Source organism: Veillonella parvula (assembly GCF_048309325.1).
In the GTDB taxonomy this organism is placed as follows: Bacteria; Bacillota; Negativicutes; order Veillonellales; family Veillonellaceae; genus Veillonella; species Veillonella parvula_T.
On the sequence record NZ_DBFBTX010000005.1, the window covers coordinates 241,725 to 257,704 of the forward strand.

Here is a 15,980-nt window from a genome sequence, read left to right on the forward strand (position 1 = left end):
CAAGGGCGGTTATTTTTATATGTAACTCATTTTGAGGCAACATAATAGAGATTATTTTAGAATAGTATTGTGTCTATAGATATATAAACGAGAATAAATAAGTAAGAAAATAATCAAGAATTAGTAATTAAGAATAAATAATTAGTGATAGTAGAGGAAGTTATGGAACCTAGACCTATGATGGACCGCCTAGAAGCGGTATTCTCAATCGTACCAAAGGCTCATGCCATTGCAGATATTGGTACCGATCACGGCTATTTAGCGGTAGAGCTTATCAATCGTCAACGTGCTGAATACGTCATTGCCGGGGATGTGCATAAGGGTCCGTTAGAGTCTGCAAGAGCATATGTTGAGTCTTGTGGATTAGCCTCTAAAGTAGATTGTCGCTTAGGGGACGGACTTAAAGTGACCAAGCAGGGCGAGTTGAATGGTGCCATCTGTTGCGGTATGGGTGGCTTTTTAATGCGAGATATTATAGATGCAGGTCCAGAACCATTAGAGTTCTATGTACTCCAACCACAGAATGGACAAAAAGAATTACGTCAATACATGGTTCAAAAGGGATATGTTATCGTTCTAGAAATCATCGTAGAAGATGCTGGTAAGCTCTATACAGCGTTTTTAGCAGTACGCAATGATTGTGTAGAAGCTTATACAGGTATGACTGAATATGTAGATGCTTATCAAGCGTTACCGGAAGATTCCTTGTTGTGGTCTGTAGGGGCTTTATTGGAACAAGACAGACCACCACTTTGGAAGAAATATATAGAGTATTTAATATATCAACGACAATGTGCCTTGGAAGATATGACAGAGAAATTAAGTTATATTGATAAATATCAGGATTTAGAGCAGGAAGTTAATTTTCTTTGGAATCTTTTATAGAATAGAGAGGAAGTGATTTTATGACGACGGTTCAACAAATTATTACTGTAATGGAACAACTAGCACCCCGCTCCTATGCAGAGTCTTGGGATAATGTAGGTTTAATGGTGGGCAATCGGAATGCAGTTGTTACAGGTGTAGTGACTACGTTAGACGTAACAGAAGAGACCATAGAATATGCTATTGAACAGAATTGTAATCTAATTATTAGTCATCACCCATTGATTTTTAAAGGTTTGAAACAATTATCCTGCGATATGGTACAAGGTCGCATGATCAATCAGTTGATACAACATAAGATTGCCGTATATAGTGCTCATACAAATCTTGATATTGCACCAGGCGGTCTTAATGATATGTTGGCGAAACAATTGGGCCTCACAGATATTAAGGGCTTTATTAAAACTGGTGAAGAGGTGCTCTATAAGGTGACGACCTTTGTACCTGAAAGCTCGGCTGATGCGGTTCGTTTGGCTATGGGGAATGCAGGGGCAGGCCGAATTGGTAATTACGAGTATTGCAGTTTCAGTATCCATGGTGAAGGGCGCTTTGTTGGTAATGAAGATTCTCATCCTGTCATTGGGACAGCGGGCACTTTGACTGTGGCTCCTGAGGTACAAGTAAATGCTATAGTCGATGGTACACATTTAAGCGAAGTCGTAACGGCTATGAAATCAGCTCATCCGTATGAAGAGGTGGCTTATGAGGTTTTAAATATAGTTGAGCCTACCAGTTCAACTCAATATCTAGGACGTGTAGGGCGTTTGCCAAATGCATTAAACTTAGATTCTTTCCGTGAATGGGTACAAGAGGCTTTGCCTGATGCCAATATTCGCTTTGCCGGTGTTGCGCCAGAAACAATTCAATCTATTGCGCTATGCTCTGGTGCAGGTGCTGAATTTATTAAGGATGCTGCTAGATTACATGTAGATGCCTATATCACGGGTGATGTGAAGTATCATGAGGCGCAAATGGCTAAGGAATTAGGCTTACTCGTAGTTGATGCGGGTCATTTTGGAACTGAGTCTATAGTGGCGCGTGGTTTGTGTGACTATTTAATCTCTGTAGGATTTACTGTTCCTGTGAAAGCTTTTACAGAACAAAATGATTTCTTCTTTGTGTAATGATGCATTTTCTTGCAACAAATTGTTAGCTATGATAAACTGAATTGAAGCAAGTATGAAAGACGATTGCGAGTCTATAAGACTCGAGGAAAGTCCGAGCTCCATAGGGCAGGATGCCAGATAACGTCTGGCGAGGGTAACCTTAGGGAAAGTGCCATAGAAAAGGAAACCGCCACGTAAGTGGTAAGGGTGGAAAGGTGAGGTAAGAGCTCACCAGCAGTCTGGTAACAGGCTGGCTCGGTAAACCCCATCCGGAGCAAGACCGAATAGGGAAGGGTTAAGGGTGGTCCCGCCTACCTTCCGGGTTGTGTCGCTCGAGCGTGCAGGCGACTGTACGCCTAGAAAGATAATCGTCACCGCGCAAGTGGAACAGAACTCGGCTTATTGATTGCTTGCTTCCATATTTAACATATAATTGATAGTATATAAGATTGTAGATCTTTGTTAGGAGAACTTCATGGCAATTACAGCAATTACTAGTGTACAAGAATTTGATGAGAAAGTGCTTGGCGCTAAAGGTTTAGCTATTGTTGATTTTTGGGCTGGTTGGTGCGAACCTTGCACCGTTATGCGTCCAGAGATTGAAGACGTAGCAGAGCGTTTAAAAGGTCAAGTAGAATTCTTTAGTGTTGATGCAGAAGATAAAAATCTTCGAGGTATTTTGTTAAAAGAAGATGTTGATGGTATTCCATCCTTAGTATTCTTCCGAGATGGTAAAATGCTTGATTCCCTTGTGGGTTATAAAAAAGCAGATATGCTTGAGTCTCTAATAAAGGAAGTTATCTAATTAATTAATAACTAGGAATTCGTAGAAAATAAATAACATGAGGCTGTATATAAGAAAAGTTAATTTCTTATATACAGCTTTTTTGTTAAATTTTATAGTTTTTAAAAATGTTAAGTGATATAATAAAATAGTAAAAATATGATTGTTATCATGCTGGTTGAACTTCGTCAAACTGATAGAGTGAGCTCATAAAAATGATTTCTGTCATAAACGTTGTAGTTTATTAAGTAATATAATTATATTGCGCAAAGTTGTTGTAAGGAGGCTATATTCCATGAAGAATCGTATAAATAGTTTGTGGACACTCTTCCAAGAACGCCGTTTGAGTCGACGCACATTTATGAAATCCTGTGTAGCACTCACTGCTATTTTAGGTCTACCTCCAACGATGTTAGACACCGTTGTTAAGGCTGCCGAAACAACTGAATTACCTACGGTGATTTGGTTGCATGGTCATGAATGTACTGGTTGTAGTGAATCTTTTATCCGTTCATCCTCTCCCTTTACTTCTGATGTTATTTTGAACATGATTTCTCTTGAATATGATGATACTTTGGCGGCAGCGTCTGGCACACCACTAGAGGAACATTTAGAAAAAATCATCAAAGAAAAAGCCGGTAAATATATCTTGGCTGTTGAAGGTGGCGTACCACTTGATGAAGATGGTGTTTATTGCACAGTAGGTGGACGTACATTTAAAGAATCCCTATTAGAAGCAGCTAAAGGAGCTGCAGCAATCATAGAATATGGTTCTTGTGCTTCTTGGGGTGGTATACAGGCTGCAAAACCAAATCCAACAAATACAGTTTCTGTATCTTCCGTTGTAACTGGTAAGCCAATTATCAAGGTCCCTGGCTGCCCTCCAATTCCAGAGGTTATGACTGGTGTAATCATGCACTATGCATTATTTGGTCAAATCCCACCTCTTGATGCGCAAGGTCGTCCAAAACAATTTTATGGCAATCGTATTCACGACACATGCTATCGTCGTGCCTTCTTTGATTCTGGACTCTTCGTTGAAAAATTTGATGATGATGCATCTAAATCTGGTTGGTGCTTGTACAAGGTAGGTTGTCGTGGACCTCAAACATATAATTCTTGCGGTAATCTACGTTGGTGGAATGGTTTGTCCTATCCAATTCAATCCGGTCACGGCTGTATTGGTTGCTCTGAAAAGGGCTTCTGGGATAATGATGTGTTCTACAAACGATTACCAGATATTCCATTGGCTAATACTATCACAACTGCTGATACAATCGGTACAGTAGCTGCCGTTGGTGCCACTGCAGCGGTTATCGTTCATGGTGCAGCAACTCTTACGCGTAATAAAATTCTTGATATGAAAGAAGAAAAACGCTTAAAAGAACAAGGCTTATGGGATGAAAAGAAACATAATAATGGAGGAGGTCACTAATGAAACGCGTAGTAGTAGATCCGATTTCCCGTATTGAAGGTCATTTACGGGTTGAAATAAAAGTTGATGAAGCGAGTGGTAAAGTAGAGGATGCATTGTCTTCTGGTACTGCTTGGCGCGGTATCGAACTTGTTGCTAAAGATCGCGATCCTCGTGACCTTTGGGCGTTCGTACAACGGATTTGTGGTGTATGTACTACAACACATGCGTTGGCAGCATTACGTGCGGTAGAGGATGCAATTGGAATTACAATTCCTAAAAATGCAAATTATATACGTAATATCATGCATAGTAGTCTAGATGTGCATGATCATATCGTGCATTTTTATCACTTACATGCGCTTGATTGGGTTAGCCCGATAGCAGCTCTTAGTGCAGATCCTGCTAAAACCGCTCAATTACAAAATGATGTATTAGCAACTTATAATGTGAGCGGTTTAGCACCTGCGGAAACGGCATCAAAAGATTCAGCCTATCCTAAAGAGTTTCCTAAGGCTACTACAGCATACTTTACGGCTGTACAACAAAAGGTTAAAAAAATAGTTGAATCAGGTCAATTGGGGATTTTCTCTGCTCAATGGTGGGATCATCCTGATTATAACTTGTTACCTCCAGAAGTTCATTTGATGGCCGTATCTCATTATTTGAACATTCTTGATCGTCAACGGGATATTGTAATTCCTCATGTTGTATTTGGTGGCAAAAACCCTCATCCTCATTACATTGTAGGTGGCATGCCATGCTCTATTTCTATGAATGATATGAATGCCCCTATTAATACACAACGCCTTGCCGCCGTAGAGCAATCTATTGCATTGACTAAAGACTTAGTTGATAATTTCTACGTGCCAGATCTATTAGCTATCGGTAAAATATATGTAGAAAAAGGTATGATCGATGGTGGTGGCCTTGCGAAGAAACGCGTTATGTCCTATGGCGATTATCCTGATGATACGTACACCGGTATTTCTAATGGTGACTATCATAAGAAATGTATTGTTCGTTCCAATGGCGTTGTTGAAAACTTTGCGTTAGGTGTAGATAAAGCAACATTTATCCCATTAGAAGGTAAAGATTTCATGGATCCTCAATACCTTAGTGAAGAGGTTGATCATTCCTGGTTTACATATCCAGATGGAACAAAAACACTTCATCCTATTGAAGGTGTTACTGATCCTAAATTTACAGGTCCTAAATCTGGTACAAAAGAAAAATGGGAATTCCTTGATGAAGATAAAAAATACTCTTGGATTAAATCTCCAACTTTCAAAGGAAAAACTGCAGAGGTTGGTCCATTAGCAAAGTATATTGTTGTGTATACAAAGGTAAAACAAGGCATAATCAAAGACCCAACTTGGGCTGAATCTATGATTGTTCGTCAAATTGATACAGTATCACAAGTATTGGGTGTACCAGCTCATGTATGGATGACTACTATGGTAGGACGTACAGCATGTCGTGGTCTTGATGCACAAGTCGCGGCAAATATTAGCCAATACTTCTTTAACAAACTTGTATCTAATATTAAAAATGGTGATACTACAGTAGCGGATATGACTAAGTTTGAACCAAATACATGGGATAAAGATGCTAAAGGTGTTGGTCTTGTAGATGCGCCTCGTGGTGGTTTGGGGCACTGGATACATATTAAAGATGGACGCTCTGCAAACTATCAATGTATCGTACCATCTACATGGAATGCGTGCCCTAAAACTGCAGCTAATGAACATGGTGCCTATGAAGATGCTATGATTGATACACATGTAAAAATTGCGGATAAACCACTTGAAATTTTGAAGGTAATTCACTCCTTTGATCCATGCCTAGCATGTGCAACCCATTTATACAATAAAAAAGGCGAAAAAATTGTTTCCGTCAATACAGATGCATTGTGTAAATAAAGGGTGGTGGACTTATGTTAATACATACTGACAAAAAGGCGTATGTCGTATTTAGTTTATGGCTACGCATATTCCACTGGACTATGGTGCTTAGTGTAACGGCTTTATTCTGGACTGGTTTATATATTGGTGATCCAGGGTTTTCGGCTATTACAGGTAATCCAGAGCCAACTTTTGCAATTGATGGTTGGTTTTCTATGGAAACTATGCGTCGTATCCATTTCATTGCGGGTGTTATCTTAACATCCTCCTTTATCTTCCGATTTGCCGGTGCTCTTTGGAATCGAGGGGACAGACTATTGCCTAAATTCCGTCAAAAACGGTATTGGTACGGTCTTAAAGAAACTACATTGCACTATTTGATGATCCCTCAAAAACATGAACATCATTGGCTTCGTAATTCCTTAGCTAGAACTGCGTATATGATGGTATACATTATGTTCTTCTTTGAAATCTTAACGGGTTTTGCAATGTATTCGATGATTGAGCCTAATGGTGTTCTAGGAATGTTATTTTCACCAGTGGTTACATTATTTGGTGGGGAATACAAAGTCCATGTTATCCATCACTACATTGCGTGGGGATTCTTGTTCTTTACTATTGTTCACGTGTATATGGCATTCCGAGAAGATGTTATGGAGGAATCGGGCGAAGTATCGGCTATGGTTTCCGGTATGAAATATTACGCTCATGATCCAATTGATATTGAAGACCTCAATGGTAAACGTCGTCGTGGGGAACGTATTGATAAACCATCTGGTACTACATACCGTCCAAGTGATCCTAATGATCCTAGAGAAAGAGAATTACAAGAAAATGATTAATACAAGTACTGATATCATCAGTGGCTTGGAACAATACGCGGACTCAGAGGGTCCGCGTATTGATTTAAATAGCCTTTATGATGATGGAGACAATGAAATTATCCTACTCGGAGTCGGCAATATTTTGCTTACCGATGAGGGATTAGGTGTTCATGTAGTAAAAGAATTGAAAGAATCTTTCACATTCACGCCTGCAATTTCCATTATTGACGGTGGCACTATGGGAATGGAATTACTTACGTATATGCGTGGTATGAAGAAAATCCTTCTTGTAGACGCTATTAATGGCGGAGATGCTCCAGGAACTATATATGAATTTCCTCATAAGGAATTAGAACAATATTTTACGGAACATATTTCTGTACATGAAGTAGGAATGCAAGATATTTTACGCATCCGTGCTATTCAAGAGGATCCATTAGAAGATGCAGTGGTTATCGGTGTAGAGCCGGAATCATTGGAAATTGGTTTTGAACCTAGCGAGCCGGTACAATGCGCCTTGCCTGAGGTTAAGAAACGTGTTTTGAATGTACTACGAGAATGGGGCGTAGTAGCTGAGCCTAAAGCATAAAGTGAAAATTTCATATAGTATATAGATAGCTTATAGAATGTAAAGATAGTCTCTGTATAGGAGTATTTATGATTGAAAATTATGGTAATGTTCGCGCCGTTTTAAATGAGTTGCGTTTGGCTCTAAAGAATTTGCGTGAAACTGGTGAGACATATTCGATTTATATTGAAAAAACGGGTTTAACAGAGGAAGAACAAGTTGAAGTATTAGAAACACTTGGACGCGGTCATATTACGATTAACTTTAATGAAACTGATCAACCTGTAGAATGGTATGAATCACAATTTTCTGGAATCTGGATTGGGACTTATAAAAATGGTCGTGATGACTCAATTTTACATACCGTAGAGGTCGCTAAGTATCCAGTTGTAGCTGGTGCTTATATAGAGGATATGGAACTGGCGGAGGAAGATTTACAATCTTGGATTGATGCTGCTGGATTATAGTAAAGGAGACCCTTAAGGGGTCTCCTTTTTATGAAAAATAGATGAAAATAGATATTTTTGGTAAATTTGTGATAAAAATACATATAAATTTTTGATTAATATTTAATAAAGTCAGAAATAATCATATTTATTTACATATCATTAAAATAAATATTTTTTATAAATCGCTTTATTAATTAGATTTACAAATAAATAGATATTATATTGATTTACTGTATTTATATAAAAGATAAATGAAGTGTTTTATTGGTGTTTTATAGAGAAATGGCTTATTTACTGGCTTTATAAACATTATTAGACCTATTGTTAACCTTTAGCATTTGCCTTAATTTACTAATTAACATAAAATATGTGAGTAAAATACTTTGGAGGATTTATGTTACTTTCTATTGTAGTGCCTGTATATAACGAAGAGGAAAATATAGCGAACTTTTATAAAGCTGTAACTGATGTTATGTCAGGTCTCACGTATGATTATGAACTAATCTTCGTGGATGATGGATCTAGTGATTCGTCAGCTATGATACTGCGTGAAATTGCATTCAATGATAAACATGTTAAAGTGTTATTGCTGGCTCGTAACTTTGGGCATCAAACGGCACTTACATGTGGACTTGATTATGCTCATGGCGATGCAGTCATTACAATGGACGGTGATATGCAGCATCCGCCTGCATTGATTCCTGAACTAGTTCGATTGTGGGAATCAGGGTATGATGTGGTGCGTACCATTCGCGATTCAACTGATGACGCTAGTTGGGCTAAATCTTTCACGTCTAAGTATTATTACAAACTAATGAACAAAATGGCCGATGTTCCTATTGTTGAAGGTGGGTCAGATTTCCGCCTCATGAATAGTAAAGCATTGGGCACGTTGAAACGATTTAGAGAACATGGTCGATTTTTGCGCGGTATTGTCGGCGCCTTAGGGTATAGACAAGCAGAGTTGCACTTTGTGGCACCACCTCGATTTGCAGGTGTCTCAAAGTTTAGTGTGCGTAAAATGATTCGATTTGCTCTCGATGGTGTAACCGCTTTTTCTAGGGTGCCTTTACGGGCGGCCTTGTATGTAGGTGTACTTTGTGGTGGAATGAGCTTTTTGCTCATCTTACATCTTTTGTATGTATATCTTACAGGACAAGCTTTGAATGGGTGGACAACCTTGGGCGTATCAATCTTGTTTATTGGTGGAATTCAACTCGTCGGACTGGGGATCATTGGCGAGTATGTAGGTCGTATTTTTGAAGAGGTGAAGCAACGGCCTTTGTATTGGGTTAAGTCAGCTATAAATTTTGAAGAGCATGAAGAGGCTCCGTTACTCGGACCAAGCAGTGCAGATGTTTTTATGGCACCAGAGGCTTATACCAACAAGAGCAAAGAAGACTAGCTGTATTTGTGAATGCAAATAAATAGACGGTTAGTATATTTTGAATAAATAACTTACTTTAAAAGTTTTTTGGAAAGGAAGCATATGAAGTCAAAATATAGTAAGGTTAAAATAACGGCATTAACATTAACTTTTGTGTGTGCCACAACAGCCATGGTTGGCGCAACAACATTACAATATGGTGATAAGGGCAAAAGTGTTACAGCGGTTCAACAACAACTAATTAAACACGGCTATAATGCTACAGATAAAAATGGTGTATATGGTAAGGAAACGAAGTGGGCAGTTCGTTTATTCCAACAAGATCGTGGCCTTCCAGTGGATGGTATCGTAGGTCCTGCTACGTATAACGCATTGATGGGTGCTCCTCGTTCTACGAAGGCAGTATTGACTCAAAATGCAGCGACTAAAGCAGTAGCAACGAAATCCGCTTTTACAAACAGCAACGCGACATCCCGTCGTATCGCTGGTCAATCCATTAATGGCAAGAACGTTAAATTAAACAATATTACGAAAAATGAAACACCTAGCAGTATTCACGCAATCTTGGCAGAAGCTGACAAATACCGCGGTGTACCATATGTATTTGGCGGTACTACTCCAAGTGGCTTTGACTGCTCTGGTTATGTTAAATATGTATTTGAAAAACAAGGTATTTCCTTACCACGTTTGGCAGATGAACAGTATAACGTAGGTGTTGAAGTTTCTCGTGCGAACTTGAAAGCAGGGGATTTGGTATTCTTCGAAACATATGAACCAGGTCCATCTCACTCTGGCATTTATATTGGCGATGGCAAGTTCATTAGCGCCACTTCCAGTCGTGGTGTTGCAGTAGCAGATCTTGATACTGGCTATTGGGGTGAACGTTACATCGGCGCAAAACGCGTTGTACGCTAATTTAATAACTAGCTATAAAAGAGGCTATACGAATCAATTTTGTTTTGTTGATTTGTATAACCTCTTTTTATGTTTATTATTCACGATTTAACTAGCATTGACTAAATTTGATCTTTACTTTTATTGTAAAAAATATGGATTAAAATTTATATCTTTAACAGTCTGATTGGATTAGTGTGAAAGTGCGGGAATTCCGCATAATCTCAATGTTTTTGATAGATTTTATATCGTTTTTGAGTTATAATGAAGAGTAAATAATTTTAGGAGGAATATACACATGAAGGGTAATGAACTGCGTCAAGCATACTTGCAGTTTTTTGAAAGTAAAGGACATTTAAAATTAGATAGTTTTTCTCTTATACCAGAAAACGATCCGTCTTTGTTATTGATCGGGGCAGGTATGGCGCCATTGAAGCCTTTCTTTACAGGTAAATTGGTACCTCCTTGTCGTCGTATTACAACATGCCAAAAAAGTATGCGTACCGGTGACCTTGAAAACGTAGGGCGTACAGCACGGCATCATACATTCTTTGAAATGTTGGGGAATTTCTCTTTCGGGGACTACTTTAAAAAAGAAGCTATTCATTGGGCGTGGGAGTTTTTAACTGAGGTTATTAAACTCGATAAAAATAGATTATATGTTACTGTATATCCAGATGACCAAGAGGCATATGATACATGGCATAATGATTGTGGTGTAGAAGAGAGCCATATCACGCGTCTCGAAGATAACTTCTGGGAAATTGGCGAAGGCCCATGTGGTCCAGATAGCGAAATCTTTTTTGATCAAGGTCCTGAACATGGTTGTGATGACCCTAATTGTGCGCCAGGCTGTGATTGCGATCGCTATCTTGAAATTTGGAACTTAGTGTTTACTCAATTCAATAAAATGCCAGATGGATCTTATGAACCATTACAACATAAAAACATCGATACAGGCGCCGGTCTTGAACGATTGGCTTCTGTATTACAAGGCTGTAAAACAAACTTTGAAACCGATTTGATTTTCCCAATCATCGAAGCCACTGCAAAACGCGCTGGTGTTACATATAACGAAGATCCAAATACAGATGTTTCTTTAAAAGTTATCGCTGACCACGCTCGTGCTGTCACTGCATTGATCTCCGATGGCGTACTGCCATCCAACGAAGGTCGCGGCTACGTATTGCGTCGTATTTTACGCCGTGCTGTACGTCATGGCCGTTTACTTGGTATTGAAGGTATCTTCTTAACACCACTTATTGATGTAGTTGTAGACATTCTTGGCCCTGGTATTACATCTATTGCTGAGAAACAAGACTTCGTTAAACGCGTGGTTCAAAACGAAGAAGAACGCTTTAACCAAACCTTGGAACAAGGTCTTGAGTTATTAAACTCCTTAATCGATACATTAGCCGCTGAAAAGGCAACTGTAGTTCCTGGTTCTGAAGTATTCAAACTATATGATACCTATGGATTCCCTTGGGAATTAACAGAGGAAATCGCTTCTGAACGTGGTTTTACAATCGACCATGAAGGCTTTGAAGCTGCTATGAAAGAGCAACGTGAACGCGCTCGTGAAGCCCGTGTTAAAGAAGATGCAAAGGTAGCAACACCGGATATTACATTCTTGAAAGACGAAGAACTTCTTGAGGACGAGGCTGTAGAAGCATCTTCTGTATTGATGATAGGTAAAGGTGCTGAACGTTTACAAACAGCTGCTGACGGTGATGAAATTACTATCATCGTACGTACGACTCCATTCCATGCAGAAGGGGGCGGACAATTAGGCGATACAGGCTTTATTGTAGGCTCAATGGGTAAAGTAGAGGTTCATAACACTAAACGTTTACCAGAAGGCACTGTATACCATATTGGTACTGTTGTAGAAGGCTCCATCTCTGAAGGCGATGATGTCACTCTTGAAGTGGATACAAATCGCCGTGCAGCAATGGCTCGCAATCATACAGCGACCCATTTGTTACATGCTGCTTTGAAACAAATCTTAGGTGAGCATGTAAACCAAGCAGGTTCTTTAGTAACTCCAGATTACTTGCGTTTCGACTTCACCCATTTCTCCCCTGTAACGCAAGAGGAACTTGATCAAATCGAAGCACTTGTAAATGAAGAGATACTTAAAGCAACTGATCTTGCCATTGCTGAAATGTCCATGGATGAAGCAAAAGCAAAAGGTGCTATGGCGCTTTTCGGTGATAAATATGGCGATGTGGTTCGCGTTGTTGAGGTCCCAGGATTCTCCGTTGAATTGTGTGGTGGGTCCCACGTAGGAAATACCGCATTCATTGCCTCTTTCCGCTTAACTTCAGAAGCTGGTATCGGTTCTGGTGTACGTCGTATCGAAGCGATTACTGGTCGTGCAGCTCTTGATGCAGCAAAACAAGATCGTTTGACTATTGAACGCATGGCAAGCGAGCTTAAAACTAAATCCTCTCAAATAGAAGAACGCTTACACCAAGTATTGACGGAAGCTAAAGAAACAGCAAAAGAATTAGAACAAATTCGTAAAGAAGTTTCTGCTGCGGGTGCTGCCGACATTATTGCTGGTAAAGTTATGGTAGGTGATGTAGAGTTTGTAGGGGCTGCTGTAAAAGCATCTTCTATTGATGAATTACGAGATTTAGCTGATATGGGCCTTGATAAAATGAATGGCTCTGGTGTGGTTCTTGTAGGCGCTGCTATGGGCGATGATAAGGTAAACTTTGTATGTAAAGTATCTAAAGATGTCGTTGCTAAAGGTGCAAAAGCAGGTAATATTGTTAAAGCAGCAGCTCAAGTAGCTGGAGGTAATGGCGGTGGCCGTCCAGATATGGCACAAGCAGGTGGTAAAGAGCCAGCTAAATTAATGGAAGCATTAAAAGCTGGTGGTGAAGCCTTAAAATCTATGTTACAATAGGCATATAATTTTATAATTATACTTGTATCTGTTATAGAAATTTTTCATAATGCATAAAAAGTTACTGACTTTGTAGCTTTAATTCAAGTATAATAGTAGGTGAGATTCCACTTTTATGGTGAAATCTGCCGATGTAATAAAAAGGAGGGATACGATGAACGTTTCAGATGAAACCATGTTATTCCGTAAAGTAGACGATGAACCGATGACCGCTGAAGAGGTGCTTACGCGTGTTTATCAATCTATTCAAGAAAAAGGTTACAATCCAATTAATCAAATCTTAGGGTATCTAATCTCTGGAGACCCTGCGTACATAACAAGTTATAATAATGCGCGTTCCGATATCCGTCGTTTAGAGCGTGATGACTTGATTGAAGAATTGTTGAAAGAATACGCAAAGGCTAAACAACTATAATGAGAATTATGTCATTAGATGTAGGCAGCCGTACTATTGGTATTGCCTGTAGCGATGCACTGCTCATGACAGCACAAGGTATTGAAACCATTCGTAGAACATCTCTAGAAAAAGACTTTAATCGCTTACAAGAACTCATTTCTGAATATGAAGTACATGAACTTGTGGTAGGTATGCCGAAAAATATGAATGGTACAAAAGGTGAACGGGCTGAAAAGACTGAAGAATTCGTTGCAAAGATGAAGGAAGTCATCGATTTACCTGTTACATATTGGGATGAGCGGTTATCTACTGTTATGGCTGAACGTCAACTCATTGCGGCTGACGTGAGCCGTAAAAAGCGTAAATCCGTTATCGATAAAATGGCAGCGGTTGTAATTTTGCAAGGATATTTAGATCGCTTGCAGTTTAATAAATAAGTATTTTCTTTAAGGAGGGTTTCCAATGGTTGACCAAAATTTTGAAGGTGAAGTGTATTATTTGGAATTCGAAGACGAACATGGTAATAAACAATACTTCACAGAAGATGTTATCTTGAGTCATGAAGGTCAAGAGTATGCCGTTCTTGTGCATGTACAAGATGAAGATGCTGATCATGAAGGTCAAGATGACACATACATGATCTTGGCTCGCATCGAAACAAACGAAGAAGGCGTAGAAGAATACGTACCTTTGGATGAAGAAGATGAAAACTTTGAAACTCTAGTAAAATTGTATGAAGACATGGATGAAGACGAATAATCGTCTTTAGCATAAATTTAGCGTATTGTCAGTGGACAATGCGCTATTTTTATTTTGTTATACATTATCATTGTTGTAGAAAGACGAGACTTCATTTATGCTAAAGGCATAACAAATTCACAAAATTAATATATTGCATAAAATGTAATAAGCGTAATCATTGCCCTTTTATATAGGGGAAATATAGAGTTTATGGTATAATGAATTGATATACTGTTATGTTATAGAAAGGAACTCAACAACGTGAGAAAAGCCTTAAGATATATTTTGATCCTAGTTATTGTAGGTATATTAATTATTGGTGGAGGCCTTGGTGCATTGTACTTTGTACCGAATACCTTTGCTCAAGATGATGGAACACAAGTAGTCGTTATAGAAAAAGGTCAAACGGGTACTGAAATTGCAGATATGCTTTTTGAAAGAGGGCTTATTCGCTCAACTCAAGGCTTTAAGCTTTGGTTATACTTGAGTGGTACCAATGATAAGCTTCAAACTGGCCATTATCAAATACCTAATAAGGTAACTGTGCACGAACTCATTTCTTTGTTACAAGAAGGTCATGTAGAATCTATTCGTGTTACAATTCCTGAAGGCTATACAGTTGGGGATATCGCTATCGTTCTTGAAAAGAATCAAATCATGAAGGCGAAGGACTTCTTGGCTGAAGCTAAAACTTATGTACCATACCCATACATGAAAGGCACAAAACCTGCTACATATCCTGTAGAAGGCTTCTTGTTCCCAAGTACATATGAAATCCCCGTAGGGGCTACACCTCGTGATGTTATTCAAATGATGGCTGATGAAATGAATCGTTATCTCACACCAGCTGTGAAGAAACAAATTCAAGCTCAACATATGAGTATTCATGACTTTGTAACCTTGGCGTCTATCGTTGAACGAGAGTCGTTATTTGATGCAGACCGTCCAACCATTGCAGGGGTATTCAAAAAGCGTCTAGCTCATGGTATTCCATTGCAATCTGATGCGACTATTTCCTATGTACTTGGTTATGCAAAGGAAAATGTAACGATTGGTGATACACAATTGCAAAGCCCATATAATACATATGTATCTAAAGGTTTACCACCAGGACCAATTGCAAACCCTGGTAAAAAAGCTTTAGATGCAGTATTACACTCTGAAAATACAGATTATTTATACTTCGTAGCAGATAAAGAGGGGCATAATCACTTCTCTAAATCATACGAAGAACATTTAGCAGAGGTTAATAAAATTTATGGCGCTGACACAGTAAAAAATTCTTCTGCTAATACTGAAGTAGCTGCACAAGCTGGTCCTAACTATGACGTAGCAGTAGCGACTACAGAGCCTAATTATAATTATAGTTCTGCAGAAGCAGTGGAAGCAGATTCTCAATATGTTGATGTAGAACCTAGTTATAAATACACACCAACTACAGTTCCAGCGGCTGAGGTCCCAGATCCTGTACCAGGTTCAACACAAAATCAATCATCGACGCAAGTTACACAAACTGCTCCATCCTATGGAAATAATACAAATACCAATACGTATGTACCAACGACGACACCTGTACCTGAATCGATGCAGAACGTTATTCCTAATGCACAACAAGCACCACAAATTCAGGTAGAATCTGCAAATCCGGCTGAACGCTCTACGTTGGTAGTTCCTAGTGGTACTAACAATAGATAATGTAGGAGATTTAATCTA

At 39.0% G+C, this 15,980-nt stretch carries 15 protein-coding genes and 1 other RNA gene; all 16 read left to right on the forward strand.

Annotated features, from left to right (window positions below; genetic code table 11):
• Positions 1–162: 162 nt before the first annotated feature.
• Complete coding sequence (locus ACMKPP_RS05830; RefSeq protein ID WP_418369447.1) at positions 163–885, forward strand: tRNA (adenine(22)-N(1))-methyltransferase; 723 nt, start codon at positions 163–165, stop codon at positions 883–885.
• 20 nt (positions 886–905) lie between these two features.
• On the forward strand, positions 906–2,009 hold the full coding sequence (locus ACMKPP_RS05835; RefSeq protein ID WP_418369448.1) for a Nif3-like dinuclear metal center hexameric protein: 1,104 nt from the start codon (positions 906–908) through the stop codon (positions 2,007–2,009).
• 49 nt (positions 2,010–2,058) lie between these two features.
• Positions 2,059–2,409: RNase P RNA component class A (rnpB, locus tag ACMKPP_RS05840), an RNA gene on the forward strand.
• A gap of 57 nt (positions 2,410–2,466) precedes the next feature.
• A complete protein-coding gene (locus tag ACMKPP_RS05845; RefSeq protein WP_205112493.1) occupies positions 2,467–2,796 on the forward strand; it encodes a thioredoxin family protein in 330 nt (109 codons plus the stop codon).
• A 274-nt stretch (positions 2,797–3,070) separates the two neighbouring features.
• The gene (locus ACMKPP_RS05850; protein ID WP_418369449.1) at positions 3,071–4,210 is read left to right on the forward strand and encodes a hydrogenase small subunit; all 1,140 of its coding nucleotides are present in this window, start codon (positions 3,071–3,073) and stop codon (positions 4,208–4,210) included.
• Positions 4,210–6,111 carry a nickel-dependent hydrogenase large subunit gene (locus ACMKPP_RS05855; RefSeq protein ID WP_418369450.1) on the forward strand — a complete coding sequence of 634 codons (1,902 nt, stop codon included), beginning with the start codon at positions 4,210–4,212 and terminating at the stop codon, positions 6,109–6,111. Before ACMKPP_RS05850 ends, ACMKPP_RS05855 begins: the two co-directional genes overlap by 1 nt.
• Positions 6,112–6,125: 14 nt before the next feature.
• Positions 6,126–6,935: a Ni/Fe-hydrogenase, b-type cytochrome subunit gene (cybH, locus tag ACMKPP_RS05860; RefSeq protein ID WP_287511120.1), complete on the forward strand. Its 810-nt coding sequence runs from the start codon at positions 6,126–6,128 to the stop codon at positions 6,933–6,935.
• Complete coding sequence (locus tag ACMKPP_RS05865; RefSeq protein WP_302498308.1) at positions 6,928–7,506, forward strand: HyaD/HybD family hydrogenase maturation endopeptidase; 579 nt, start codon at positions 6,928–6,930, stop codon at positions 7,504–7,506. The genes cybH and ACMKPP_RS05865 overlap by 8 nt, the downstream gene beginning before the upstream one ends.
• A gap of 68 nt (positions 7,507–7,574) precedes the next feature.
• Positions 7,575–7,952, forward strand: a complete 378-nt coding sequence (locus ACMKPP_RS05870) for a hydrogenase expression/formation C-terminal domain-containing protein (RefSeq protein ID WP_008714244.1) — start codon at positions 7,575–7,577, stop codon at positions 7,950–7,952.
• 376 nt (positions 7,953–8,328) lie between these two features.
• Positions 8,329–9,339: a glycosyltransferase family 2 protein gene (locus tag ACMKPP_RS05875; RefSeq protein WP_004696372.1), complete on the forward strand. Its 1,011-nt coding sequence runs from the start codon at positions 8,329–8,331 to the stop codon at positions 9,337–9,339.
• Between the two features lie 84 nt (positions 9,340–9,423).
• Positions 9,424–10,236 carry a C40 family peptidase gene (locus tag ACMKPP_RS05880; protein WP_008714242.1) on the forward strand — a complete coding sequence of 271 codons (813 nt, stop codon included), beginning with the start codon at positions 9,424–9,426 and terminating at the stop codon, positions 10,234–10,236.
• A gap of 277 nt (positions 10,237–10,513) precedes the next feature.
• Positions 10,514–13,129, forward strand: coding sequence for an alanine--tRNA ligase (alaS, locus tag ACMKPP_RS05885; RefSeq protein WP_418369451.1), 2,616 nt, complete (start codon positions 10,514–10,516; stop codon positions 13,127–13,129).
• A gap of 154 nt (positions 13,130–13,283) precedes the next feature.
• Positions 13,284–13,544: an IreB family regulatory phosphoprotein gene (locus tag ACMKPP_RS05890; RefSeq protein ID WP_004696366.1), complete on the forward strand. Its 261-nt coding sequence runs from the start codon at positions 13,284–13,286 to the stop codon at positions 13,542–13,544.
• Positions 13,544–13,963: a Holliday junction resolvase RuvX gene (gene ruvX / locus ACMKPP_RS05895; protein ID WP_004696363.1), complete on the forward strand. Its 420-nt coding sequence runs from the start codon at positions 13,544–13,546 to the stop codon at positions 13,961–13,963. The genes ACMKPP_RS05890 and ruvX overlap by 1 nt, the downstream gene beginning before the upstream one ends.
• A gap of 25 nt (positions 13,964–13,988) precedes the next feature.
• Positions 13,989–14,285: a DUF1292 domain-containing protein gene (locus tag ACMKPP_RS05900; protein WP_008601328.1), complete on the forward strand. Its 297-nt coding sequence runs from the start codon at positions 13,989–13,991 to the stop codon at positions 14,283–14,285.
• 243 nt (positions 14,286–14,528) lie between these two features.
• Complete coding sequence (gene mltG, locus ACMKPP_RS05905) at positions 14,529–15,962, forward strand: endolytic transglycosylase MltG (protein ID WP_314983968.1); 1,434 nt, start codon at positions 14,529–14,531, stop codon at positions 15,960–15,962.
• Positions 15,963–15,980 lie beyond the last annotated feature (18 nt).